Annotated in this window: 21 protein-coding genes; 11 read left to right on the top strand and 10 right to left on the bottom strand. The window is 47.4% G+C overall.

Annotated features, from left to right (window positions below):
- The first annotated feature begins 628 nt into the window (after positions 1 to 628).
- Positions 629 to 2281 carry a peptide ABC transporter substrate-binding protein gene (locus AB3Y94_RS10120; protein ID WP_367296109.1) on the top strand — a complete coding sequence of 551 codons (1653 nt, stop codon included), beginning with the start codon at positions 629 to 631 and terminating at the stop codon, positions 2279 to 2281.
- A gap of 134 nt (positions 2282 to 2415) precedes the next feature.
- Here the strand turns inward: AB3Y94_RS10120 and AB3Y94_RS10115 are convergent, their stop codons facing one another.
- Positions 2416 to 2592 (bottom strand): hypothetical protein, encoded by a 177-nt coding sequence (locus AB3Y94_RS10115; protein WP_367296108.1) that lies wholly within the window; start codon positions 2590 to 2592, stop codon positions 2416 to 2418.
- 338 nt (positions 2593 to 2930) lie between these two features.
- Between AB3Y94_RS10115 and AB3Y94_RS10110 the strand changes: the two genes are divergently transcribed.
- Genes AB3Y94_RS10110 through AB3Y94_RS10095 form a run of 4 tightly spaced genes read left to right on the top strand, consistent with a single transcriptional unit; the run spans position 2931 to position 6955 of the window.
- On the top strand, positions 2931 to 3974 hold the full coding sequence (locus tag AB3Y94_RS10110) for an ABC transporter ATP-binding protein (RefSeq protein ID WP_367296107.1): 1044 nt from the start codon (positions 2931 to 2933) through the stop codon (positions 3972 to 3974).
- Positions 3967 to 4872 (top strand): carbohydrate ABC transporter permease, encoded by a 906-nt coding sequence (locus tag AB3Y94_RS10105; protein WP_367296511.1) that lies wholly within the window; start codon positions 3967 to 3969, stop codon positions 4870 to 4872. Before AB3Y94_RS10110 ends, AB3Y94_RS10105 begins: the two co-directional genes overlap by 8 nt.
- Before the next feature lie 2 nt (positions 4873 to 4874).
- Positions 4875 to 5696: a carbohydrate ABC transporter permease gene (locus tag AB3Y94_RS10100; RefSeq protein ID WP_367296510.1), complete on the top strand. Its 822-nt coding sequence runs from the start codon at positions 4875 to 4877 to the stop codon at positions 5694 to 5696.
- A gap of 5 nt (positions 5697 to 5701) precedes the next feature.
- A complete protein-coding gene (locus tag AB3Y94_RS10095) occupies positions 5702 to 6955 on the top strand; it encodes an ABC transporter substrate-binding protein (protein ID WP_367296106.1) in 1254 nt (417 codons plus the stop codon).
- A gap of 142 nt (positions 6956 to 7097) precedes the next feature.
- On the opposite strand, the gene AB3Y94_RS10090 is transcribed toward AB3Y94_RS10095, so the two are convergent.
- The 3 genes from AB3Y94_RS10090 to AB3Y94_RS10080 all read right to left on the bottom strand — a co-directional run bounded on the left by AB3Y94_RS10090 (position 7098) and on the right by AB3Y94_RS10080 (position 11741).
- Positions 7098 to 8045: a helix-turn-helix transcriptional regulator gene (locus tag AB3Y94_RS10090; protein ID WP_367296105.1), complete on the bottom strand. Its 948-nt coding sequence runs from the start codon at positions 8043 to 8045 to the stop codon at positions 7098 to 7100.
- 233 nt (positions 8046 to 8278) lie between these two features.
- Complete coding sequence (locus AB3Y94_RS10085; protein WP_367296104.1) at positions 8279 to 10738, bottom strand: phosphoketolase family protein; 2460 nt, start codon at positions 10736 to 10738, stop codon at positions 8279 to 8281.
- A 274-nt stretch (positions 10739 to 11012) separates the two neighbouring features.
- Positions 11013 to 11741, bottom strand: a complete 729-nt coding sequence (locus tag AB3Y94_RS10080; protein ID WP_367296103.1) for a GntR family transcriptional regulator — start codon at positions 11739 to 11741, stop codon at positions 11013 to 11015.
- Positions 11742 to 12009: 268 nt separating this feature from the next.
- Between AB3Y94_RS10080 and AB3Y94_RS10075 the strand changes: the two genes are divergently transcribed.
- Positions 12010 to 13854 carry a DUF5776 domain-containing protein gene (locus tag AB3Y94_RS10075; protein ID WP_367296102.1) on the top strand — a complete coding sequence of 615 codons (1845 nt, stop codon included), beginning with the start codon at positions 12010 to 12012 and terminating at the stop codon, positions 13852 to 13854.
- Positions 13855 to 13999: 145 nt separating this feature from the next.
- Here the strand turns inward: AB3Y94_RS10075 and AB3Y94_RS10070 are convergent, their stop codons facing one another.
- The 3 genes from AB3Y94_RS10070 to AB3Y94_RS10060 all read right to left on the bottom strand — a co-directional run bounded on the left by AB3Y94_RS10070 (position 14000) and on the right by AB3Y94_RS10060 (position 17835).
- Complete coding sequence (locus tag AB3Y94_RS10070) at positions 14000 to 15337, bottom strand: gluconate:H+ symporter (RefSeq protein ID WP_367296101.1); 1338 nt, start codon at positions 15335 to 15337, stop codon at positions 14000 to 14002.
- 95 nt (positions 15338 to 15432) lie between these two features.
- Complete coding sequence (locus tag AB3Y94_RS10065) at positions 15433 to 16830, bottom strand: SLC13 family permease (protein ID WP_367296100.1); 1398 nt, start codon at positions 16828 to 16830, stop codon at positions 15433 to 15435.
- A 21-nt stretch (positions 16831 to 16851) separates the two neighbouring features.
- Positions 16852 to 17835, bottom strand: a complete 984-nt coding sequence (locus AB3Y94_RS10060) for a hydroxyacid dehydrogenase (RefSeq protein WP_367296099.1) — start codon at positions 17833 to 17835, stop codon at positions 16852 to 16854.
- Positions 17836 to 18207: 372 nt separating this feature from the next.
- On the opposite strand from AB3Y94_RS10060, the gene AB3Y94_RS10055 reads away from it, so the two are divergent.
- Both AB3Y94_RS10055 and AB3Y94_RS10050 read left to right on the top strand, forming a co-directional pair.
- On the top strand, positions 18208 to 19425 hold the full coding sequence (locus AB3Y94_RS10055; protein WP_367296098.1) for a mandelate racemase/muconate lactonizing enzyme family protein: 1218 nt from the start codon (positions 18208 to 18210) through the stop codon (positions 19423 to 19425).
- A 14-nt stretch (positions 19426 to 19439) separates the two neighbouring features.
- Positions 19440 to 20567 (top strand): lactonase family protein, encoded by a 1128-nt coding sequence (locus AB3Y94_RS10050; protein WP_367296097.1) that lies wholly within the window; start codon positions 19440 to 19442, stop codon positions 20565 to 20567.
- A 360-nt stretch (positions 20568 to 20927) separates the two neighbouring features.
- Here the strand turns inward: AB3Y94_RS10050 and AB3Y94_RS10045 are convergent, their stop codons facing one another.
- A complete protein-coding gene (locus tag AB3Y94_RS10045) occupies positions 20928 to 21818 on the bottom strand; it encodes a LysR family transcriptional regulator (RefSeq protein WP_367296096.1) in 891 nt (296 codons plus the stop codon).
- A 243-nt stretch (positions 21819 to 22061) separates the two neighbouring features.
- Here AB3Y94_RS10045 and AB3Y94_RS10040 point away from each other — a divergent pair, with 243 nt between their 5' ends.
- Positions 22062 to 23390 carry an enolase C-terminal domain-like protein gene (locus AB3Y94_RS10040; protein WP_367296095.1) on the top strand — a complete coding sequence of 443 codons (1329 nt, stop codon included), beginning with the start codon at positions 22062 to 22064 and terminating at the stop codon, positions 23388 to 23390.
- Between the two features lie 151 nt (positions 23391 to 23541).
- Here AB3Y94_RS10040 and AB3Y94_RS10035 read toward each other — a convergent pair whose 3' ends face one another.
- A complete protein-coding gene (locus AB3Y94_RS10035; RefSeq protein ID WP_367296094.1) occupies positions 23542 to 23766 on the bottom strand; it encodes a helix-turn-helix domain-containing protein in 225 nt (74 codons plus the stop codon).
- 13 nt (positions 23767 to 23779) lie between these two features.
- Positions 23780 to 24352 carry a DUF2975 domain-containing protein gene (locus AB3Y94_RS10030; RefSeq protein ID WP_367296093.1) on the bottom strand — a complete coding sequence of 191 codons (573 nt, stop codon included), beginning with the start codon at positions 24350 to 24352 and terminating at the stop codon, positions 23780 to 23782.
- Positions 24353 to 24596: 244 nt separating this feature from the next.
- Here AB3Y94_RS10030 and AB3Y94_RS10025 point away from each other — a divergent pair, with 244 nt between their 5' ends.
- Both AB3Y94_RS10025 and AB3Y94_RS10020 read left to right on the top strand, forming a co-directional pair.
- Positions 24597 to 25526 (top strand): tyrosine-protein phosphatase, encoded by a 930-nt coding sequence (locus AB3Y94_RS10025; protein WP_367296092.1) that lies wholly within the window; start codon positions 24597 to 24599, stop codon positions 25524 to 25526.
- Positions 25527 to 25679: 153 nt separating this feature from the next.
- Positions 25680 to 26039: a hypothetical protein gene (locus tag AB3Y94_RS10020; protein WP_367296091.1), complete on the top strand. Its 360-nt coding sequence runs from the start codon at positions 25680 to 25682 to the stop codon at positions 26037 to 26039.
- Positions 26040 to 26213 lie beyond the last annotated feature (174 nt).

Below are 26213 nucleotides of genomic sequence, written 5' to 3'. Positions count from 1 at the left end.
CTTCCTCATCCATTAGAATGTTGACTGAGGGTTGTCTGTATCGTAAATACCCAGCCAATCTGCCGATTGATGGCGCTAAAACACCATCATTTCGCAGTCTAACAAGCAATATAGTCCTTTTATTTCACCAATACCACTATCAGAACGTGGTGCATGTGACGTGATTTAAGCCGGGCTAACCAGGATTTGTCCGGTTTCACCTCTACACACCAGTAACCAGGTGACTGTAGGAATTCGCACGCATCTCAGGAATATCTAACTCATCAGTCAAGTGCCATTCTGATCCATGTAGGCGGCTCACTTTCCCGCCAATGACTAGTTTACCCGTATCCTGAACTCATTTAAAACTTCCCGCTCACTAATTATCCAGGACTAGTCTGAAGGTTGCACTAGTTATTAAACACACGCCTTACTAACACTAACGAAATGCCGCAGCTATTTGTAACCTATTTTCCGAGAATTGTTAAAATCATTTTATAATATTAATTATATTTATCTAAGATAGTTTACAGTTGCTTAGTTTAGCTAAATCCTGCTATACTATCCTTGGTTGTACCTTGGACGGCATCGTCAATGGTGGCGACTGCGCGAGGTACGTGGTTAATAGCTTATATTAGGAGGTTCTCTTATGTCTCAAGTATCGTCCCACCTGCGTTGGTTGGCTGTGGTGGCCACTTCCGCAACACTGGTTTTGACGCTCGCTGCTTGTGGTAAAAAGTCCGATGCATCTCATCAAGATTTGGTGCGCACGACCAACTTATCGTCAAACTTCTCAGTCTCTACGTTAGATATTTCCAAGTCTCGTGGCTTCGACCAGACCGGAAATTTGTTTGATACCCTGCTGACCGTAGATAAACACCATAAAGTGGTCGCTGCTTTAGCTACCAAACACACCGTTTCTAAGGACGGCAAGACCTACACATTTACCATTCGCAAGGGTGCCACGTTTAGTAACGGCGATCCAATCAATGCCCAGAGTTTTGTCTACTCGTGGCAGCGCTCACTTAAGCCAGCCACTAAGTCAATGTTCCCGTACATATTTAAAGGCATCAAGAATGCCATGGCCATCAACGCTGGTAAGCTTCCTGCTAATAAGTTGGGAGCTGTCGCCAAGGATGACCAAACGCTGGTCGTTACCCTAGAGCACCCCATTGCTTACTTTGACAAGCTAATGACCTACCAGGCCTTCTCGCCACAGGACAAAAAGCTTGTGGATAAATACGGCAAGGAATACGGTACAGCGCCCGACAAAGTCGCCTATTCTGGTCCCTTCAAGATGAGTAAGTGGGAACCTGAAAGCAAGAACTGGACGTTCGTTAAAAATGATAAATATTGGGACAAGGACCAGGTCAAACTGAATAAAATCAACCTGTTCTACGAACCAATTCCCCAAACAAGTCTTAATCTCTACCAAACCAAAAAGCTAGACTTTACCATCCTGTCTAGTAACCAGTACAAGAACTTCAAGGGGGATAAACGGCTATTTGCCGGTCCTTACTCGTACATGAACTACATTCTGTACAACCAAAATTCAAAGGACGCTACGCTCAAACGGGCCTTCAACAACGTCAACATCCGTAAAGCCATTTCTCTGACGTTGGACCGCAAGCAAATCGTTAAAGACCTCTTTAGCGGTTCCGCCCTACAACCAACTGGGATGGTCACGAACTACCTGAGTTATAACGCTAAAAACGAAGACTTTGGGAAACTGCAAGATGCCGGCGAAAGTGTGACTCATGACCCCAGTCTAGCCAAAACTTACTGGAAAAAAGGGTTAGCCCAGCTTAACTTAAAGACGTTGAAGTTCTCCCTGCTGACGTCCACCGATGATGCTTCCAGCAAGTTAGCCGAACTGGTCAAAGCATCCGCTGAAAAGCAGCTCTCTGGGCTCACCATTTCGTTACAAACGGTACCGGACCAGATTGCCTACCAACGGAGCACTAACGGCCAATATGACGCTTACATTGGGGGCCGTGGGGCGGATATCGCGGACCCCATCGAATTCTTAAAGCCAATGCTCAGCAATAACCCCCAAAACTACGGTGGCTGGAAGAACCAGCAGTATGACAAACTGATCAATGACTCCACGACTGACAACTTGAGCGCCACGGGACGGTGGAACAAACTGCTCCAAGCTGAAAAGCTCCTGGCCGATGACCAGGCCGAAACCCCACTGTATCAAAACTATAACTACTATTTGAAGAACATGAAGCTACACGGTATGGTTCACAACTCCGTAGGCGCTCAATGGATCTACAAGTACATGTATATGACGAAATAACTGACTGCGTTGCGGCAGTCAGGAGGACGACCTCCACTGAAACTGACTTCTTCAATACCAACCAACTCAAAACCGGCTAAGTCCTCAGGGCTTAGCCGGTTTACTTATCCGCTTAATTAGTCGACCTTTCACTACTATCCGTGAAAAATCATACGGCCAATATCTTGACTGAAAACGGTAAAACTAAAACCAACTAGCGCCACCAACGACGTTATGTCCGTTGAAAATTGGAACCCATACACAATGATTCCTAACCCCACAATGGCGATAACGTCGCCGAAAATACTGTGGCGTTTCCCCTCTTTTGCCATTTCACCCGTTCTCTCATCTCTCTATCTGATTCACAGCTAACTTTAGCAGAAACCGACCAGTAGTCGAAACGATACGTCTTACAAGTATTGTTATACCAAGGGTTCCAGCAGTGATCACCGTCATAGCAAGGTATCTTAAGTCGGGACATTTTCATAATAGCCAATCATTCCGAATAAAGATAATTTATACCATAATAATTTTGAATCAGCTATAATGAAAGGTATCTATACTGAGTAAAATCATAACCAGTCAACCAGTTATTGGTACGTGATTTCCTAGTCATTCGACAATATAAGTCGACAAAATATTGCATGCTTTAGCGAAAGGAGGCGACACCATGCAGGTCGCCCTTCAAAATGTCACATTGGCCTATGATCACCATCCCGCTATCCTCGACCATTTTTCAGCGACCATCCCCGACGGTGAACTAGTCGCGCTACTGGGCCCCAGTGGGAGTGGGAAAACCACGATTCTAAATCTGTTTGCAGGATTATTGACCCCAGCAGCTGGTCAAATCATCTTCGATCAGACCGATGTCACCTCACAAGATAGCCGGCAACGTAACATTGGCATGGTCTTCCAGGACTACGCACTGTACCCCCACCTCACCGTTCAGGACAACATTGCGTTTCCTTTGAAAATGGCCCACGTCAAGAAACGTCATCGCTACCAGCGGGCCGCCGCCTTGGCAGAACTGGTCCACGTAACCGACCAACTCGACAAGTTTCCCCGTAACCTTTCCGGGGGACAACAACAGCGAGTTGCTATTGCCCGAGCACTTGCTAAGCAACCGAACCTCCTGCTCTTGGACGAACCCCTCGCCAACTTAGACGCCGCCTTGCGCGAAGACCTCCGCGCTGTCATTCGTCACATCCAGCAACAGACTGGTGTCACGACTTTGCTAGTGACTCATGACCAAGAGGACGCCCTCCAAATTGCCGACCGCATCATGATCCTAGCAAATGGTCAGCTCCAACAAGTTGGTACCAGCGTCGAACTATATCGTCACCCACATAATCAGACCGTCGCCGCATTTATCGGCCACCCCCAGATCAACCTATTACCAGTCGCAACGTTACCGGCAAAGTTACGCGCGTTGCTGCCAGCCACGGTGCTCGCTCAGGCAAACACCTTCGGCATCCGTAGCGAGGCAATTCTGCCCACTACACCCGACGTAGCAACCTTTTCGGCTGATATTACGCAACAAACCCAGCTGGGACGAGACACTCAAACGTACCTACATAATCTAAGCGGCAACTTTGTCAGCACCGCCATTGCCCCCACGACCGCAACTCAAGTTGCCTTAACCATTACACCACAAGGCTGTCATCTATTTAATAACGCTGGCACGTGCCTTTGGTCGGGTGATGCCCATGCTTAACGCCCAACCCACTATTAAATCAACCCTGAAAGCCTTACTCTACCTGGCGCCCTTCCTGATCATTACGGGAATCTTTGCCGTTTGGCCTTTGATTCATGCGTTTCTGATGAGTAGCTACACCCACTATAACTATTACACCAACCAGGTCAGCGCAATTGGTTGGGGCAACTTTATCACACTCTGGCACGACCCCACCTTTCAGCTGGCCTGTCGCAACACGCTCCTGTTAGTGCTTGTCGCCATGCCCGTCACGGTCTTACTATCGTTACTGATTGCACTAGGAATCAACCAGTCACGCCGCTTAGCGGGTTTCTTCCGGACCGTCTACTTTCTACCGTTTGTGACCTCCACGGTAGCCATTGGACTGGTCTGGAACTGGCTGTTTCGCTTGGACGGCGGACTCCTCAACCGATTCTTAAGTTACTTCGGGATCAACGCCATTGACTGGTTAAATGACCCCCACTACGCGTTAGCCGCACTGATGGTCGTCTGTATCTGGCAAGGCCTAGGCGTCAATATCATCCTATTTCTGGCCGGTCTCAATCACATTGATCAACGATACGCCGTCATTGCCACGCTCGATGGTGCTAGTCCTTGGCAACGATTTACCAACGTGACCTGGCCGTTGCTTTTGCCTATCACAGTCCTGATCGTCGTTAACACGAGCATCACCAATTTTAAAGTGTTCGATCAAGTTTACGCGCTCTTCCACGGCACGGCTGGACCCAGCAACGCCGATCTCACACTGATGTATTACCTCTACCAAAAGTTCTACGTGGAAAATCAATTTGCCGTAGCCGCCGCTAGCGGTGTCGTCCTATTCGTTCTGGTCGGCGGTTTAACTCTTCTGACCTACGGCTACTATCGTCACCGCCGTCGTCAGTTAGGGGGGCGTTAATGATGCGCCATTATCTCGCAATGATTACCCGCACCCTCTTCCTAACGCTGGGCGCAATTCTGATACTCATCCCGTTTGTCTGGATGTTCGTCACCAGCCTTCAACCAGCCGCCACCACCCTGACGATTCCAACAACTTGGCTGCCGAAGTCGCTGCAGTGGTTGAACTATTGGCACGTTTGGCAGGCCGCACCGTTTGCCCGGTACTGCCTAAACTCCTTACTGGTAACGGCCACTACCACAGCTGGTCAACTTATCACCAGTATTTTAGCCGCCTTTGCCTTCACGTACCTTCAATTCTATGGTCGCCGCACCTTATTTGGTCTACTGATTGCACTCATGCTGGTACCCAGCGAACTACTTTTGATTCCCAACTTTGTGACGCTGGCCCAGTTCCACTGGGTGGATACCTACGCAGCACTTATCATTCCGTGGCTGGCCAGCGTCTTCATGGTAGTGGCGCTCCATCAAGCCTTTCGGGCACAACCCGCGACCCTTTACATCGCGGCGCACCTTGATGGTGCCAGCGACTGGCAATACCTCTGGCACATCTTGGTTCCAACGACTCGACCCATCATCACAGCGGTGGCCCTTCTACAAATGATTGCCTCTTGGAACGCCTTCATGTGGCCCCTTATTGTCACCAACAGCGATAATCTACGAACCTTGCCAATTGGTTTGGTCACCTTTACCACCACAGAAGGTGCTAACTACCCCCTGCTGATGGCGGCCACAGTTTGCGTCATCTTGCCATTACTTATCCTCTACTTAGGCCTCCAAAAATACTTAGTCATGGGGATTTCTGCAACTCATTTGAAAGGATGAATCTGATGAAACGCTTGTTCCGACTCAGTCTTAGTCTTGGTTCGCTCCTACTGTTAGGTACCCTCAGCGCTTGTGCACAGCATCAAACCAAGCCCACCGCCCAGCAACGAGTGACGGTGACCTTTTGGCACGGTACCAGTGGTGCCAGTGAGCAGACACTCAACCAGATGATCAAAGACTTCAACCACTCCCAATCCACTTACAAAGTCGTGGGAAGTTCTCAGGGAGACTTCGCTAACGTCCAGCAAAAGATTACCGCCGCGGCTAAGTCACATACCCTGCCAACGATGGCCCAGACCACCTACACCAACGTTCCTAACTACGTGCGGGGCGGCTTCGTGACGCCGCTGGACCCCTACTTATCCAAACAAACGGTTAGTAAAATTGCCCCGAATTTTAAGGCGGCAACCCAGTATCAGGGTAAGACGTACGCGCTGCCCTTCTCCAAATCAATTCGGGTACTCTACTATAATCGCGACCTCCTCAAGCAGAACAATATCCAGGTTCCCCAAACTTGGGCGGCCGTGGCCAAAGCTGGTAAGAAAGTCCGCGCCCAGGGAATAACGGGGCTGGCCTTAGACCAAAGCCTTTCGTCTGAAATCGATTCACTCGCCCAGGCGGCCGGTACTCCGTTGTATCAACGACGACCACAACTTACGAACTCGAAAATTGTTGGCGCCACCCACATCATCTATGACATGCTGCAGGCCAAGACTGCCACGACAGCCGGCACAAACGGTTTCGGTAACGTCAATTTTCTCAAGGGCAAGACCCTCTTCTACAGTGGTTCGTCCGCTGCGTTAGGCATCATGCAAACCAGCACGCCTAAGGGACTACACTGGGAAACGGCACCGCAACCGAGTTATCAAGGTAAGCGGCGCCCCGCCATTGCCGGTAACGACTTAGTGCTCTTCCAGTCAGCTTCTAAGGATCAACGTAAAGGAGCGGTGGCCTTCATGCAATTCTTACTGGCTAAGAAACAAACGTTGAAGTGGGTCAAGGCCACCGGTTACCTCCCATTAACAACCGCCGCGTTAAAGAGTCAAAATTACCAAGCCTATTTACGGCGACACCCTCTAGCGCGGGCAGCGGACCAATCGCTACCCGATGGCTTCATGGACCCCACCCTCGTTGGGTACACCCAATATCAGGCTGATGTAAACCAGATGCTCAGTCAGTTAAGTAGTGGTGAAACGACACCAGAAAAAGGTTTGGCCAAACTACAACAGCAGGTAAGCACCATGCTTGCTGATCAATAATCACCAAAAAGATAGTCCCGGAAATCAGGTATGATTTCTGGAACTATCTTTTTTAACTAATTTTATTTCAACCAAGTCGACCTTGGCTTTACTAATGATGAACTGTCGATCAATAAAACCAGGGCCATTAGCTGGTCTAAACTCACTCATCATATTGCTGATAAGCGGCGGCCAGAGCATCACGCATCCGTTTAACCAACGATGGGGGTGAAAGGACTTGCAGACCCGCCCCCTGACTCATGAGCCATAGCATCGCCCCGTCCACTTTAATGTAGGCTTCCACCACGTGGCTGCCGTCCGCATTCGTCTTGATCACCCGCGAATCAGGAAAGTAATCCAATACGGTCTGAATGTAATTTCGGTAAATAAACCGCACCTGCGTCATCGACCCAGAATCCAGTAGGTACGTGTAGTGTCGGTGTTCCTGCAACGAAAACCGCTCGTCATAATCCAGTTTTTCTCCCGGTAGCTTCTCTAAAATATCTTCGATACGGTCTAGCCGGTACAACCAATAACCATGGTGTTCTTCACTATACATGGCCACGTAAAAATAAAAGATTTCGAAAAACAACGCTACTGGTTGTGCGTGATGGATCTGGGCCGCCGTCTCTCCTGGGCGACTACTCCGGTAAGAAAAGACCATCTTTTGGTTCTGAGCGATGCAGGTGGCCACTTCCTGCAACCGATGAAGGAGTGGCTTGGCTCGGGACAACGGGACATAACTCCCCCGCGAGAGTTTCAACTGTTGACGCACCGCTAACTGCATCTCCGGTGAAAGAGTCGAACTCAGGTAAGCCAAAGTAGCCGTCAACTCCGGTTGATTCAGTGCCCGCGAACCTAACAGAATGTTACTAGCCGTCAGAACCATGGCGGAGTCTGTCGATTCACTCTGCCGCGACAACCGATACGTCCCCTGATCCTCAACTAAGTCACCGGCGGTATACTCCGATAGTGCATGACGAATGTATGCCAAGTCGCGTTGGCTAGTTCGCCGACTAACGCCATAACGTTCCTCAAGTTCCGCCTGTTTCAAGGTCTCACCAACCATCAAACGGACCAATAATTCTGCTATTCGCTGATTACTTTGCATACGCTGCGCCTCCTACCTTGGACTTAATTGGTATCGTCTGCATGAACGACCCGCAATTACCATAGTTAATCCAATTATGAGTCGTCATACTAAAAAAGTAAACCGTTGCCTACGCTTAACAATTATCTGCAACAAAAAAGACGCGCAATTCATTTAAGAATTGCGCGTCCCCGTATCCTAACCACCAATTGGCAATTAACACACTAGTTAAAGTTTAGGTTCATTGAAAGAAATTACTTCTTCAATGGCGTCCATTGCCACTTCGTAAATTCTTCAATATCATGACCTTCGTCACGGGTAACCTTAAAGTGCTTAGCTAAGATGTCATCCATCTTCTTGTCGAAGGCCTTACCAGCAGCTTCGTCAATAGCACCCTTGTTGATCAAGATGTTAACAGCATCTTTGGCTTGGTGGAACCGGTCTAATTCGGAGTATACACGCATGTCGTAAGCAGTCGTGATATCACCGTCTTCACGGTAACCATGTACGCTCAAGCCTAAGTGTTGACGTTCGTAGAACATTGATTCGATTAAATCTTCGTACCCATGGAAACCGAAGAGAACTGGGGTACCAGATTGACCGAATAATGAACTGAACTTGTCATCAGATAAGGCACGTTCTGCGTTCAATGGGCCGTTCTTCTTTTGCAGACGTTCCAATTCAACAACGTTGACGTAACGCATCTTAACAGATGGGAAGGCGTCGTTGATCAGGTCTACAGTAGCCAAAGTTTCGATGGTTGGTTCAACACCGGCGGAAGCAAAGACGATATCAGCATCTTCACCTTCAGCAACAGTGGAAGCCCAGTCGATAGCCTTAAGACCTTCAGTAGCTAATTCTTCTGCTTCAGCAACAGAGAACCATTGTTGACGAGGTTGCTTAGAAGCAACAATGTGGTTAACCTTTTGACGGTCCTTGAAGGCACGGTCAAAGACAGCTAACAATGTGTTCCCATCAGCTGGCAGGTATTGGCGAATGAAGTCAGACTTCTTTTCAGCCAAGTGGGTCAGCATACCTGGATCTTGGTGGGTATAACCGTTGTGGTCTTGTTGGAACACAGTGGAAGTAGAAACCAAGTTCAGGGATGGGTAATCGTTACGCCAGTCTTCGGCAGCAGCCTGACGGATCCACTTGAAGTGTTGTGTCGTCATTGAGTCGACAACCCGCAAGAATGATTCGTAAGACGTGAACACACCGGTACGACCAGTTAAGGTGTAACCTTCAAGCCAACCTTCAGCTTGGTGTTCTGATAATTGGGCATCCAAGATACGACCTTCTGGAGCTTCGTATTGGTCATTTGGTTCCTTGACCTTACTCATCCATTGACGGTTCGTAATCTTGAACATTTCCCAAAGACGGTTAGACATCGTTTCATCAGGTCCGAAGATCCGGAATGATGATGGGTTCTTCGTAGCAACGCCAGCGAAGAAGGTTGACAGAACGTTCATATCCATGTTCCGGTTGCCATCAGGCAAGTTAGTCCCACGGTTACTTTCGTTGATGTCGTTAGCGAAGTCTTTCCAGTTAGGCAAGTCCAGCATGTTAGCCTTTTCGCCACGGTGACGACCACCGTTCGTAACTGGGTTAGCAGCCATCCGCTTGTCACCCTTAGGGGCAAAGTCAGCGACTTCTGCCTTCAATGAACCATCAGTGTTGAATAATTCGGCTGGCTTGTATGAGTTCATCCAGTCTTCAAATTCTTGTAATTCATCGAAGTTGTTTTGGCTCAAGCCAAGTGGAACTTGGTGAGCACGGAATGAACCTTCGATAGGTTCGCCGGCTGGGTTGTGCTTAGGACCGCCCCAACCCTTAGGCAAGCGAGCGATAACAACTGGCCAAGCTGGGATAGTCCCATCTTCGTACTTGCCGTTTTCGCGGGCGTCTTTTTGGATTTGCTTGATGTCAGCAATAGCTTGGTCAAACAATTTAGCAGCTTTTTCATGGTAAGTCATGTAGTCATGGATATCTTCGTTTTCAAGGAAACGAGGAGACCAGCCCAAACCTTCGAAGAACTTAGCGATCTTGTCGTCGCTCATCCGAGAGAATAACGTTGGGTTGGAAATCTTAAAGCCGTTTACATCGAGGATTGGTAATACGGCACCATCGTTCTTAGGGTTCAAGAACTTGATGGAGTTCCATGCAGTCATAGCAGGACCAGTTTCAACTTCCCCATCACCAACTACAGTAAATGCAATTTGGTCTGGGTTGTCTAAAACGGCACCAGTAGCATGGGAGAGTGAGTAACCAAGTTCCCCACCTTCGTGGAGTGAACCTGGTGTTTGGGCAGTCATATGAGAACCAATCCCACCTGGGAATGAGAACCGCTTGTACAAGCGTGACATACCTTCAAGGTCCTGAGTAATTTCAGGATAGTCATCAGTGTACGTACCGTCCAAGTAAGAGTTGGTAACCATAACTTGGCCACCATGACCAGGGCCACCGATATAGAACATGTTCAAACCGTACTTGTTGATCAAACGGTTAGCATGTGCGTACAGGAACGTTTGGCCTGAGATAGTACCCCAGTGCCCGATAGGCTTAACCTTAACGTCCTCTTTTTGGATTGGTGTGTTGGTAACTGAGAACAATGGGTTGCTCTTTAAAAAGATCATCCCACCGGAAAGATAAGTTGTAGCACGCCACCAGGCGTCAACCTTTTCCAAGTATGACTTGGAATCGTAATCTACTGCCATGAATTTTACACTCCTTCGTCTTAGGTAAACAAACTTCTACACAATCAACGTGAATCAGAGGTTAATTTATATTCCCAATAATACCGGAAAATTTCAAAAAGTCAACCTTTTTCAAAATTGATACGGTCCAATTTCAAAATTAGTTAGATTTTCTGGTGATTATTGATTAATTACCCCTTCAAAAAACCGTTCACGTAGAACGATTGCTTGAAGGGACAATCCATCATCCTTGTCCGCCTACCGGTAAATTTAGCACCTTCCCGGTAAAAATCAACTAATCTTCATTCAAATTAACAAATGTATTATATTTCATGTACTGGTAATGCAGCCGCATGTTAGAAACTTCAAACGGGGTCCCATCATCTAGGAAAAAGATACCGTCCATGACGCCCACTGGCTCTGTCGCTGAAAGATGAAGCAATTGCCGGTCTTCAACCGTTGAAGGCGCCACTGAAATCGACAGAAATGACCGCGTCACCGACTTACCTTGGGCCGCGTGTAAATAATTAAAGATAGAAGTCTTCACAGCATCGGGCGACAGATCCGGCAAAATTTTGATGGGAATGTATCCCGTCTCAATGATCACTGGCTGGTCTTCAAAAATCCGGAGCCGCTTAATTCGGTAGACAAAGTCTGAACTATTTAGAAATAGGTCCTGTTGTAGCTCGGGGGTCGCTGCAATCACCTGGTAATCTAGGATATCACTCTGGGGTTGTTCATCCCCAATCTGTAGGCTATCCGTCACCCCTAAATTCTTCCCCTCAAAGCGAAAAATCGACTTATCTTTTAAATACAGGGGGTTGACGTAAGTCCCAGAACCACGCTTCTTGAAGACAATTCCCTGATCAGCTAAGACGTTGAGCACCCGCTTAGCCGTACTGCGACTCACTTGATAGCTCTCACTGAGGTGTCGTTCATCGGGAAACTTGCGGTCCGCAAACTCGCCACTGAGAATTCTTTTCTTGAGGTCGTTAACGACCTCTCTGTAAATCAAATCTGCCATCATTTTCTCCTACGATCCGCTTACACGCTAATAATCGCTCCCAGTATAACAGACTTTTCTAATTGGTCTTACCAATTTGCTCAAAGAATGAACGGCCTTTTTTAGCACAATGACTGCTGTTTTATTTTCCTTCAATACTGTTAAAAAATTCTGTCAAAATGAGTCGCTATCGTTCACTATCAAAGCTCGTCAATGATAAACTAACGATGATAATACTTAATCTGTTTAACCCATTTACCACCTATTTATTCAGGGAGGGGTATGCCTAATGAAAATGAAATGGAAAATTGGATTACTCACATTGGGACTGGCTATTGGCTTCAGTCCACTAATTTCCGTTAACCGTCAGCAATTCAGCCAAGATGTCCCAAGCGTCTTAGCTGCCGCGACTGACGCAACCAATTACTCGGGAACTATCGGTTCCGGCGAGACCAGCATTCCTTGGACGCTAGACAACGGTACATTGACGTTACAGAGTGGCACGCTACGCAAGTTTTCTGGACGTTGGATGACCCTTCCCAATGGGCAAGTCTTGACTGATCTCGTTGAAGACAATCAGGATGGCCTTACTAGAACCGACTTCCAAGACCAGGTAAAACAAATCGCAGTCAACGGAAAACTTAACGTTGGCGTCAACGCTGCCTACCTATTTGCTGGTTTTTCAAATGTAACCGGTTACAGTGGGCTAGCTAACTTAGACCTGACTAACTTAGACAGCACGAATATTGTTGGCGGTTCAGGCCTCATGGGAATGTTTGCCAATAACCAATCCTTAACAACTTTTACTGCACCGAGCTTCGCAGCCAGTAATACCCACTCCATCGCCAACATGTTTCAAAATGACAGTTCGCTCGTTTACTTGGATCTCTCCAAAATGCAGACGGCTAACGTTGCCAACCTGTCTGGTCTAACCCTGGGCTGTACAGCGTTACAGGTTCTCAATTTAGGCAACTTCTCTTCGTCTGATAAACTCGTTGCGAATTACACCAACTACATTGATTCCAACGCCCAAATCAATTGTCTCACCGTCAGCCCCACTCTCATGCTCAAAGATAGTGGCCTCTACAACCTAACGAGCAGTAATTCAATGGTCACCAATCGCTGGCAGGAAGTCGGTAGTGGCAAAGTCAGTTTTGACTTAAACCACCAACCGCCATTTGCTGGCTACGACGACTTTCTTACGAACTATCAGGCCTACGATCCCCAAGGACCAGTTCTGGGCGACTCGGACCCAACGGTGAACGACAGTACGCAACAATTACTCAATCTCTATGATGGTCAAGATCACGGGCTCACTGGCAATCAAACATACGTGCGTGAGCCCCAACCAGGTATGACCATCAAGGAACCCGAGCCACCCACACCGACACCGATCCCCGCGCCAACTTCACCAACCACACCCACAAAAGATGACACGGCAGACTTCGAACAATTTTACATCTCCGCTACCAAAAAAATTGGACTGTATAGCAGTAAAAACTTCAGCGCAGCCACTCGACTAGCCTGGTTTGCCCAAAAACCACAGATGAAGCAGCCGACTTTCTTGGTAACTGGTATCACGACCACTAAGGCTGGCAATGACCGCTATCAGGTCAAAGATACTAACCGGCATTCCCAGACGTATGGTGCGGCTGGCTACGTCACAACCAAGGCCAACTACGTCACAGCTAGTTACTACCAAAGTACGCCACCAACTGTGACCGTCATCAATCCTGGCGGCATCAACGGCTATGACTCAGCAGCTCTGTCTCAACCCCAGGTTGCTTACGCCCAAGGAAAACAATTGGCTGTCAAAAAAGTCGTCACCCAGGGAAAGACGACCCGTCTACTCCTCGCCAATGGTAAATACATCTCAGGAAACCGCCACTTTGTCGTTGCCGAAAAATATCGCGTGCCTACCCGAGTCCGTGCCAAGACCGCCGTGAACCGCTATGCTGACGTGAATCTCACCCAACGGAAACGGCATTACCCACGGCGGACGCACCACACCTTCAAAATTCTTGGCTGGGATTACTCTCAAGGCAATAACCCGACCACCGCTGGAACGTTACGTTACCGGGTTGCTGGTGGGTACATTACCGCCAATCCTCACTTGGTTAGCGCAGTGAAGTAGCTAATCACACCTAAAGTCTGTTAACGCAAAGAGACTGCCTTTTGGCGCACGTTTCGACCATGGATGAGCATAAAAAAGGTTTGAGACGTTTGTCTCAAGCCTTTTATCATGTATGTAAGTTCTAGTGACCACCAACCTAATTTACTTAAACAAACAGTGAAATGCCTAGGACAGCAACTAAACCCACAACTGACATCACCATAGTCAGAGTCGTCCAGGACAGCAGAGCCTCCTTCAAAGTCAACCCGAAGTATTGCTTGACCATCCAGAAACCGGCGCCGTTAACGTGGTCGCAGAAGACCGACCCAGCCCCAACCGCTAAGACCATCAATGCTGGATCAACAGTCGTCGAGGCAATCATGGGTGCAACTAAACCGGCACCCGTCAAGGAAGCAACCGTCGTCGATCCCAAGCAGATCCGTAGCACAGCCGTAATTAACCAAGCGGCAATCAGTGGTGAGAGGTCTAAGTTCGTAAACATCTGTGACACGTATTTTGCAACGCCACCTTCAACCAAAACTTCCTTGAAGGCGCCGCCACCACCAACGATCAGCAGCATCATGGCAATCTGCTTAATGGCCGTCTCAAACGACTGGCCAATCTGTTTCATGTGCATCCCTCGTTTGAGACCAACGGCATAGATTGCCCAAATCAAAGCCAAAATCATGGCAATGTCTGGAATCCCAATGAATTGGAGAAACTCACCAATAAATATATGCTTAGGTAAGAGATACTTCGCTAGGGTCGCAATCACAATCAGAATCACCGGCATCACGGCAGTCGCCAGACTGACACCAAATGACGGCAACTCATCCTTCTGCCAATCCATCTTCACGTCACCTAAAACAGCAATCTTAACGTTTTTATGGTAAATCTGTGGGGCTAGCCGGTGAAGCAAGTGGTTATACCCTGGCCCCATAATAATGACCGTCGGAATAGCCGCAATTATCCCTAACAGCAGGACCTGACCCAATGGTGCGCCCAGAATACCAGCAATCGCCGTTGGTGCTGGGTGAGGTGGTAAGAAGGCGTGGGCCACGTTCAGTGCCGCTGCCATTGGAATGGCCAGGTAGAGCAAAGCAATGTTCATCTCTTGAGCGATTACGTAAATAATTGGCAATAGGACGACCAGACCCACTTCAAAGAACAGGGCCAATCCAATGACAAAGGCCGAAATAACCACAGCCCACTCAATATACTTGGGGCCGAACTTTTCGGTTAACGTCATAGCAATCTGATGACCAGCTCCTGAATCAGAAATCAGTTTGCCCAGCATCGACCCTAACCCAAAGATAATGGCTAAGTGACCAACCTGGTCGCCAATCCCCTTTTCAACGACCTCAGCAATTCGCGTCCATGGAATCCCTAAGAATAACCCCACGAAGATTGAGGTAATCACCAGTGATACGAAAGTGTTCATTTTTAGTCTGATGATCATGTAAATCAGTATGGCAATTCCTAATATTATCGCAATAATTGGCAATTGTAGCACCTCCAAATGTGAGCGGTTTCACTAACAAGTTGAAATAAAAACCAACGCGTTCGTGCGTTGGTTTTTATTTTGACAAATTGGCCTGATTAAGCCAGACCCATTAACTGCCACAGCGGGACACAGATCAGTAACCCAACAATGTTGATGACCATGTACCCGACAGAAGATTTGGCCATTGAAGCCCGCGACGCCATGCTGTCCTGAACAGCGGCTGACCCAGTCAGGAATGGCGCGTTCATGTAAGACAATAACCAAACGTTAACACTGGTCGTAACGATAATTACCAAGATACCAGGGTTGAAGCCCATCTGCGTAACAAATGGTAGCAACGCCAGGGTTACCAACGTCCCAGCAGAAATCAGGGAGACTACGACAAACTTGATCAAGTAAATCACGATTGGTAAGACGATGACGGCGATCCAGATGTTGCCAACGACTGGTCCAATGACGGGTTTTAAGACGTCCCGCAACCAGTTCGTCAGTCCAACCGTCTGCATCACGTTTCCTAACGCCATAACCGTCCCAATGAAGATAATCGTTGACCAACTCAAACGCGACTTGAAGTCATCTGGCGTCAATACTTTCAAGGCAACCAGAACACTAACCCAGATTAAAGCGGTAACTGCAGACGGAATGTTGATGGTGGATTCCAAAATCCACATCACGATTGCGATTAAGATTGCAGCCGCCGTGATTTTTTCGTTCCGCGACATGCCGCCTAAATCAGATAACTGCTGGTTAATGAATTCCCGCGAGACCGGCTTATCATCCTTGGGTTTGAACAACGAATTAAGCAAGAAGTAACCCGCAACTAAGATAACGATCGTCCATGGGAGCATCATAATGAACCACTTACCCCAAGACAGAACGGCTTGATACTTAGCTGGCAACAGGCCTTTGAACGCATAGTTCTGCGCCGTGGCACTGAGGAAACTACCTTCCGTAACGAAGAAGCCCCACATAGCAGCCAAGAACAGGCCTGAACTGGCAGCACTCTTGGGCTTGTACCCCAGAGCATTACTAATTCCTTTAGCTAAAGGCGTACTCATCGCAGCCTTAGGGTGCGCACTAGGAATCATAGGCGCAATAATTGTTCCAGAAATAAACAGCGCCAGTGATTGCCCCTTAAAGTTAGCCGGGAACAATGACATGATTTTGTAGGCAATCCGCGTAATTAGCCCGGTCTTTGTGGCAGCGGCCCCTAAGGCCAAACCACCGATAATGATCCACATCGTTGTGGAAGAGAAAATAGCAAATGAATCTTCAAACGGTACCGCATTTAAAACGACCCAGGAAGATAACATCAATAGCCCAGTAGCAAAACTAGGAATGACGTTAAAGATCCAGAAGATGTTCGCCGTGACTAACGTTGCCAAGACGACCATAGCTGCGTGCGTTAACCCATGCGGAACTGGAATAAAGAATGCAATGATGATTCCTAAGATTAGTCCGATAACACCGGCAATTAATTTTCCGTGCTTCATGACAATGACATCTCCTCAACGTTAATTCGTGGCAAAGACCTCTGGATTTACTGGAAATTCAGGCATCTTACCGTTAGAAAAGTCCACGATAGCTTGCGCAGCACCGACACCCAGCGCGCGGTTAGCTTCAGCCGTTGTCCCAGCAATGTGCGAAGTTAAGAGGACGTTGTCGGTGGCAAACAGTGGATTATCCGGAGCTGGTGGTTCTGGTCTGAATGAATCTAAGGCAGCCCCAGCAATTTCGCCCTTATTCAAGGCGTCTGCTAGGTCTTGTTCATTAATGATGCCACCCCGTGCCGAATTAATCAGGATAGCATTGGGCTTCATCATAGCCAATTGCTTCTTGCTGATCATGTTGGCAGTTTCAGGGGTGTAAGGCATATGTACTGAAATGAAATCAGCAATTGGGTAAATCTCATCCAAGGAATCGTACATCTTAACGGGATCATCCTTGACGTAGGGGTCGTAGCCGATAACGTTCATCTGAAAGGCTTCAGCAAACTTGGCCAACTGACGCCCAATCCGACCAACACCTAAGATAGCCAACGTCTTGCCGCGAAGTTCATTTCCGTTGATGCCCATCTGAGTAGAAAAGTTTGGCATTGACCCATATTCAGCCAAACTATCCTTCTTAGCACGAACCAATCGATCATCATTCACGATTTTACGGCTCAACATCAACATGCAAGTTAAGGCGTATTCAGCAACGGCGAATGCATTGGCACCATTGACCTTAGCAACCAGAACGTTGTGCTTCGTGGCACTGTCCACGTCGACGTTATTGATACCGGTTCCATTTCTGGAGATAATCTGCAACTCTTTACCAGCAGCAATGACTTCTTCAGGTAATTCTGAAGAACGCATAATCACAGCGTAGGCATCCTGAATCTCCTTCTTCATAGTCTCAACATCAGTCGCGGGAGAGGTGGTGACAGTAAACCCGTTGTCTTCCAACAACTTAATACCAGCATCGTCAATCTTCTCGCTCATCAATACTTTCTTCATTGAACTGACCTCCTGTAATAAATATGTAGAATTGCTAGTCGGGAAACGACAATCACAATTAGCTTCTGCCATAAGTATACGTGAGACCTTTCACGATTAGAAAGCGACCAATCTGACCTGATGTGAACAATTAGTCCCCGCAGAAGTGAATGGCCAACGTCTTCTACGAGTTATTCATAAAGGTGTATACGCTATCGACATTGTAATGCCAGCGATTTACTAACATTCCAAGATTTTAGCTGTATTTTATAGAAAACCTTCACGGCAACTTTAAGTCGCCCTACCGAACAAGTCGTATCTGTCAATTAGTGAATTTAGTCACTATGCTAAGAATGTAAACGCTTCACTTAATTTGTTAGGAGGAATAATGCTATGAAGATTACGAGCGTCGACATCATGAAAGTGCCTAGCGAAGATCCCAGCTTCAGTGGTAACGGATCAGGCAGCCAGGAAGCTTGGTCTCCCTTAGTTATTCGCATCAACACCGATGAAGGTATCTCAGGATTCGGTGAAGCCGGCTTAGCCTATGGTAAGGGCTGGCGCGGTGGCTTCGGTATGTTGCAGGACTTTAGCCGAGTCATTATCGGTGAGGACCCCCGCAACATCGAAAAGATTTGGAACCAATTATTAACGACTACATATTGGGGAATTGCCGGCGGGGTCGTGGTTAACGCTGCTATCAGTGCCATTGACATTGCTCTCTGGGATATCAAAGGGAAGTACTACAACACCCCCGTCTATCAATTACTCGGTGGTAAAACTAACGACCACCTGCGTTCCTACGCCAGTCAGTTACAGTACAACTGGGGTGAAGATATCAAGAAACTCAAGCTCTACACTCCCGACGAGTATGCCGATGTCACCAAGCGCATCATGGCAGAAGGCTACGATGCCTTGAAGTTTGACCCCGTCCTATTGAGTGAAAAGCCCGATGGCAGTGACGAATGGCAAACTCGTGGGACCGTCTCCCAACACGTGATCAACGTGGCTTATAACCGGGTTAAAGCTATGCGTGAGGCTGGTGGAGACGACCTGGGGATCATCATCGATATGCACGCCAACTCTGACACGACATCTGCCATTAAGATTGGTCAGGCACTAGAAGATTTGAACATTCTCTACTATGAAGAGCCCGTGAACACACTGAACTCCGACAACACCAAGGAAGTTGCTGAACACGTCAACATCCCCGTTGCTGCCGGTGAACGGGTCTTCACCCGCTTCGGTTTCCGCAAATTCTTCGAAGACCGTTCCATCAAGGTTGCTCAACCTGACCTCTGCTTGTGCGGGGGGATCACCGAAGCCAAGAAGATCTGTGACATGGCTTACACCTACGACATCAACGCTCAAGTTCACGTTTGCGGGAGTCCAATTGCCGTCGCAGCCGCTGTTCAAGTTGAAGCCGTCATTCCTAACTTCTTGATTCACGAAGTTTACCAACGGGCCCGCAACGCCAAGGACCGTTCAACCTGCAAGTACGACGATTTCCAAGCCGTTAACGGTCACATCGACATTCCTGATCGTCCTGGGATCGGCCAAGAATTAACCGAAGAAACAATTGCTAAATGTAAGATCGTTACTGTTGACTAAGGGAGGTTATTCAAATGATTGATAAGTTTTTATTAGGTGGTTATACCAGCGATAGTTATACGGAAAACAACCAATCTGATGGTATCTACGTCGCATCACTCGACACGGCCAAACAAGAAATTACAGATATTTCTTTGCTTGCCAAGGTTGAAAACCCCGCATTCTTTAATTTTTCTGCTTCCGGCAAGAAGATTGCGACCGTTCTTACCCGCAACGAGAACGAAGGTGGCGTAGCCGTCATCGACGCTGAATCCGGCAAGACTATTTCAGAAAGTTACCTACCTAAGAAGCACGGTTCCTACGAAGCCTACGATGCTGCCAAGAACCTGTACTTCTGGAACAAATTACCTTACACCGTGCCGTCATACATCTCCATCGACAGCGAACACAAAGTTCTCTTTGCTGCTAACTACAACACCAACGCCATCCACACTTACAAGATGGACGACAACTTCAACATCACTGCCAGCCACACCTACCCAATCGAAGGCAACGGTCCCCTGGTTGAACAAGACCACGCCCACATTCACTTTGCTCGCCTGTTACCAGATGGCCGCTTAATTATTTGTGGCTTAGGTTGTGACAAGTTGTTCGTTTTTGATGTGAACAACGATACGGCTGAATTGACCCCCGTTTACGAATTGAAGATGCGTCCAGGCTTTGGCCCACGGCAAATCGCCATGTCACAGAAGACTAACTACATCTACGTCTTGGGTGAATTAGCCAGCAAGGTCGCCGTCGTTGAGTATGATCCCGAAACTGGGAAGTTAGCCGTCATTGAAGACTACTCAAACATCCCTGAAGGATTCGTTGGTCACAACGGTTCTGCCGCTATCCGGCTCTCTCCTGACGAAAAATTCGTCTACGTTTCTAACCGGGGCCACAACTCGTTGGCCGTTCACAAGGTCTTAGATGGTGGTCGGCGCTTAGAGAAGATTCAACAGATTAAAACGGAAGGGGTCTTCCCTCGTGACTTTGGTATCAGCCGTGACGGTGACTTCTTGCTCTGTGCTAACCAGAACAACAATGAGCTGATTCTGTTTAACCGGGACAAGGAAAACGGCTACTTAAGTGTTGCCCAACGTCACATCAAACACGATGCCTGTGTCCGGGTCGTTGAAGCAACGGATTTCTTGGCCTAATAGCATGTGACTAGCTTCCATCACACAATCACAGCACCCATTATTAATAGTCCTCATCAAAAATGATGCACAGTCCCTGTTCAGGATTGCGCATCATTTTTAGTCAAATCTGGACTCAGCCGTGGGATTCTCAAGTGATTTTCTTGAAACTGGCGACTTGAAGCCGTGCTTTGCGGCTTCAGGCGAGGGGCAAAACCGCCTTTTGGCTTGTCCCGTCCTTCTCACCGCGTTCCAGTCCAAATTTGGCGAACGGTCAGGTGGGAATTTTCCACTGTTCTTGACTAAACGCCAATACCAAATTCTTACTGTATCCAGCATAGTGGGTGTTTCAGTACTTTCAGCCTTTAGGTTAAACGTCCATTAATCAAAGTTAGAAATAAACTCGCGGACGATTGGATTGTCTTCCTTCTTGTTGTACAGAAGAACCGATGAGTAGTAGGTACTAATGTTATTCGTTATCGTTAAGAATTTAAGCATGGGATTCCGCAACTTTTCAGCTGGTTGCAAGGGTTCCGGATAAAACCCGATCCCTCGCCCAAATGAAATCAACAGGTCCCGCTGTTCAATCGAAGAAACCCGTTTAATATGCTTCTTCTCAAAAATACCGTCATACTTTTTGAAGAAAACATCCTGCAGGTAGGTCGACTCAGAGTTGTTGTAGTATAAGACCAGTCGATCCTTCAGCTGTTCCAAATCGATACTATCCAGTTCACTCAGCGGATCTAGCTTGCTAATTCCGACCACCATCTTGCCGGTGAGAAGTTTCTTGACCCCCACATCAGGACTATAAGTGGCTTCTTCAGCGTATTCTGGCGTGACTGCCAGATGCAGCTTCTTTGCTGCCACCATCGCAATCAGCCGCTTGCCACTCTCCTCACGCATCTCCAAGCGAAGCTCCGGCCGCTTTTTCAAGACCGGTTCAAAGGTCTGCTGGATCACCGTCGCTTGATTTTGCGAAGAGAAACCTAGGAGAATTTTATTGGAATCACTGGCACTCTCCATTTGAATCTTGTTGAAAGCATCCGTGTAATTATTAACAATATCCTGAGCCGTCACGATGAACTCTTCACCAATGTTGGTTAAGCTCGTATTGTTCTTCTGTCGGTTGAACAGTTTGACGCCCAGCTCATTTTCAATCTGATCCATCTGCTTAGACACCGCTCTGGGAGATAAAAATAGCTTCTCAGAAGCCGCCCGAAAGCTACCATACTTGGCAATCGTTAAAAATGTCCGCATCTTATTAATATCCACGCAAATTCACCTCTATGTAAAATCTGTCCTTACTCCCCCAAAACGACAGACGCCGCTTTTTCTAGTTTACACTACTTATATTACAGGCACGCTACCGCGGGGTTGCCGTCTCGCAACAACTTTTGCCAGTTCGTAGGTACTTTTGGTGCGCATACGGTCCCTTTCGTGACTGTTTAAACGGTCAATTACTGAGTAGAATATAAGTATAGAAAATGTTAATTAAATCACAAAGGAGCAATAATTATGACAGTCCCTACAATTGCTAAAATGGATGTTTACCCCGTAGCTGGTTACGACAGCATGCTCATGAACTTGAGCGGTGCTCACGGCCCTTACTTCACACGTAACTTAGTTATCCTAACGACCGACAACGGCATGACCGGTGTTGGTGAGATCCCTGGTGGGAAAGCCATCACGGATACGTTAAACGACACCAAGTCATTGGTCATTGGCCAACCAATCGGTGAATACAAGCGAGTCTTACAAGCGATTCATAAAAAATATGGCTACCGGGATGCGGGCGGCCGGGGCCAGCAAACCTTTGACCTACGGACGACCATCCACGTTGTAACCGCTGTGGAGACGGCCTTCTTAGACCTTATAGGCAAGTACCTACACGTGCCAGTTGCTGCCCTGTTGGGTGACGGCCAACAACGTGAAGACGTTGGTATCCTGGGCTACCTATTCTTTGTAGGTGACAGCTCCAAGACCAAGTTACCTTACCTGAAGAACGACGACAACTCCGACGACTGGGGCAAGCTTCGGCGTGAGCCAGCCATGGACGCGGACTCTATCGTTAAATTAGCCCAAGCTGCCTACGATCGTTACGGTTTCAAGACGTTCAAGCTCAAGGGTGGTGTGCTCGACGGTGAAGAAGAAGTTAAAGTCATGAAGGCCTTACATAAAGCTTTCCCAGACGCTAAGTTGGACCTAGATCCAAACGGGGCTTGGCCTTTGAAGGACGCCCTGCACTATGCTGATGAAATGAAAGATGTTCTCCACTACATCGAAGACCCAGCTGGTGCTGAAGATGGCTTTTCCGGTCGAGAAATTCTTTCTGAATTCTTGAAGAAGACCCACATGCCTACTGCCACTAACATGGTTGATACCGACTGGCGGCAAATGTCTCACGCCATCGCCTTGAACGCCGTTTCAATCCCTCTGGCCGATCCACACTTCTGGACCATGGAAGGTGCCGTTCGGGTTGCGCAACTTTGTTCAGAATTCGGTTTAAACTGGGGAATTCACTCTAACAACCACTTTGATATCTCCTTAGCGATGGCCGTTAACACCGCCGCTGCTGCTCCTGGCAACGTCTTTGACATCGACACGCATTGGATCTGGCAAGATGGTCAAAACTTGACCAAGCACCCTTACCAAATCAAAGATGGCAAAATCACTGTGCCAAGCACCAACGAAGGTTTAGGTGTTGAACTTGACATGGACGCCGTTCTGGCAGCTAACAAGCTGTACAACGACAAGGGCCTGGGTGCTCGGAATGATGCCGAAGCCATGCAATACTTGATTCCTAACTGGAAGTTTGATCCCAAGAAACCAGCAATGGTTCGTTAATCCTATCAGCTGATGCATCAGTCCTAACCAACAATTCCTTGTAAGTAACGGACCTGTATCCAATATAAAAGCAAAAGAATGGTGCGAGAGATTTAAAGTCTTTCGCACCATTCCTTTATTATCGATTAAGTATCTATTGTGTTCAACTTACCTATTCATCTTCTGATTCTGTCGGATCAGCCACATATTTCAAAATATCACCGGGCTGGCACGCTAAGACCCGACAGATCTTTTCCAATGTGCTGAAGCGAATAGCCTTAGCCTTGCCCGTCTTCAAGATGGACAAATTGGCTGGTGTGATGTCAATGGCAGCCGCAAGTTCTTGACTGCTGATATTCCGTTCCGCCATCACCACGTTTAATGTCAGTTTAACCACCGCGCATCCTCCTTTACACTGTCAAATCGTTTTCAATCTTCATGGTCATTGCGCGTTCATAAATTACTGAGATGACTTTTAAGACGATTAGTAACCCGATTGAATCAATCATATTACTCCACGTTTGTGAAAATACCCCATTATTATACCCCCGCAGCCAGCTACTGGTGAGCTGATTACCACCGGCGAGGAAGAATTCACCAATGACAACATAACATTGAGCAACAACCAGTCGCTTAACCGCTGCTATATTGTTCTGAGAAAAGTAGTCTTCTTCAACCACATTATTAAGCAATTTGACCATCGCCTTAGCAAACATGATGGCAGCCCCCATCCAAATTGCTGAGCCAACGGCCATCAATAACACGTATGGCCAGCCTGGAAAACTGGCCATAGCTCCGGCCGTCAAATGATGGGCTGAGTATTGTAAGAAATCATCACTGTCCAAAACCGCTTGCGCCACGTCCCCGTGATAACCTTCATAAAGGTACCCCAGTGGCCACAAGAATCCCACATAAGCAAACAATATCGAAATTTGAACGATCACAATCATTAAATTCGTAAAAAACTTCACCCATTTTGGCATAGCCAACATCCCCGTTTCTTTATTCACTATCGATATTAACATATCGTTATTCGATAATCAATAATTGAATACCAATAAACAACTATCGTTCTCTACATCCTAAGAAACGGATTGCTCTATCTTTTATAACCGATGTTATATCTAATTTCTTTCATGCCCCTTATCTTTACATAATCAACACCATTCTCTTACATCCGTCAGGTATCCTAGGATTTGCACCAAGATAAGAGGAGGAGTTTGCGATATGAATAAACGAATCAGTACCTTAGTAACCGCACTGCTATTAACCACCACGTTGGGTTGGCAACAACCACTGCTGTCGGTTACAGCCGCTGCTAAGACCAAGACGACTCAGACAACGAAGAAGACTAAGGCCAAGACGGTCAAGTCCCAGTCAATCCACATCAAGTTGCAGGGTGCTTCTAACGCTCGTGACTTGGGCGGCTACGTTAACCAAAAGGGTCAAAAGATTAAGGTGCACCGCTTAATTCGTTCCAACAGTCTTTCCACTCTATCTAAGTCCGATCAAAAGAAATTGGTTAAGACTTACCACGTGGCCACCGACGTCGATCTGCGGACCGTCATTGAACAACAAAAGAGTCCTGACGTGAAAATGAGTGGCGTTAAATTGGTTAAAGCCAACGTTTTCAAGTCCTTCGGTGCTTTCCCAGACTTTTCTAAGAAGGGGGCCGGCGACAAGATGATGAAGAAGTCTTACCACGACGCCATCACCACTGCCCAAGGGCGGAAAGCCTATAAGTCCCTCTTCCACCAATTACTAAAGAACCCTAAAAACAAAGCCGTGCTCTGGCACTGTTCAGCCGGTAAAGACCGCGCTGGTATGGGAACTGTCCTGGTTCTGTCTGCCTTAAACTTTAACAAGAAGGCGATTGCCAAGGATTACTTGAAGTCCAACACTTACTTAGTCAACACGAATAAGGAAAACCTGGCGAAGCAAGAAGCTGGCTGGAAGGCCGCTGGTAAAGATCTGACGCCAACCGTCATCAGCAACTTCAAGGCCCAAAATGGTGTCAAGATGGCCTACTTAAACACCATGTACAAAGCCGTTAACACCAAGTACGGCAACATGGATAACTTCCTGCACAAGGGCTTAGGCTTATCCAACAAGCAATTGAAACAATTGCAAGCTAATTACCTAACCCCTGCCAAATAAGGGCATAGCTATTTGAATAAGGCCTAAAGCATTTTGGCGACGCAACAAAACGATATGTTTTATCAAACTTTAGTTGAAATTAAAATAAAACCTCCTCAATAATGTTACCGTTAGAAACGTTCTAACTGGAACAAATTTGGGGAGGTTTTATTTATGAAGAAAGCAGCAATCATCTTAGGGGTTATGGGGATACTCAGTACGTTAAGTCTTAGTCCAGTGGTCGGTTCCGCTAGTACGTTGGTGGGAACCGTACAGTACCACCGGTATCATGGGACGACAACTATCAAAAAGAATTACCAGCACTTCAAACTAACTAATCATCAGCCCAACAGCACCTACAAGCTCATCAAGACCACCAGCTGGAGAAACGCCAAACTCAAGGCTGGTAGTAAGGTCTCGATTGACCTGATGGCTAACCAAGGAACCCAATACAACTGGTACCGTATCCGATCAACGAACAAACACGCCACGCACCGTTACTGGATCTACGGACAAGCTCTGAATCTTAAATAACTAAAGGTTGAAAGCACTTAAACACCCACTACGCCTGATACAACAAGGATTGGGTATGGGGGGTAGTCAGCTATAGTGGAAAATTGCCGCCTCACCGTTCGCCAATAATATTGCGTAAGTGCCTGTCATTCAGGCATGTAAGCTAGCTTAATTTCCAAAAATCCGTTTAACCGG

The organism is Levilactobacillus yonginensis (assembly GCF_964065165.1).
In the GTDB taxonomy this organism is placed as follows: Bacteria; Bacillota; Bacilli; order Lactobacillales; family Lactobacillaceae; genus Levilactobacillus; species Levilactobacillus yonginensis_A.
The sequence above is the reverse complement of the archived record's forward strand: the minus strand, read 5'-3'. Positions and strand labels throughout refer to the sequence as shown.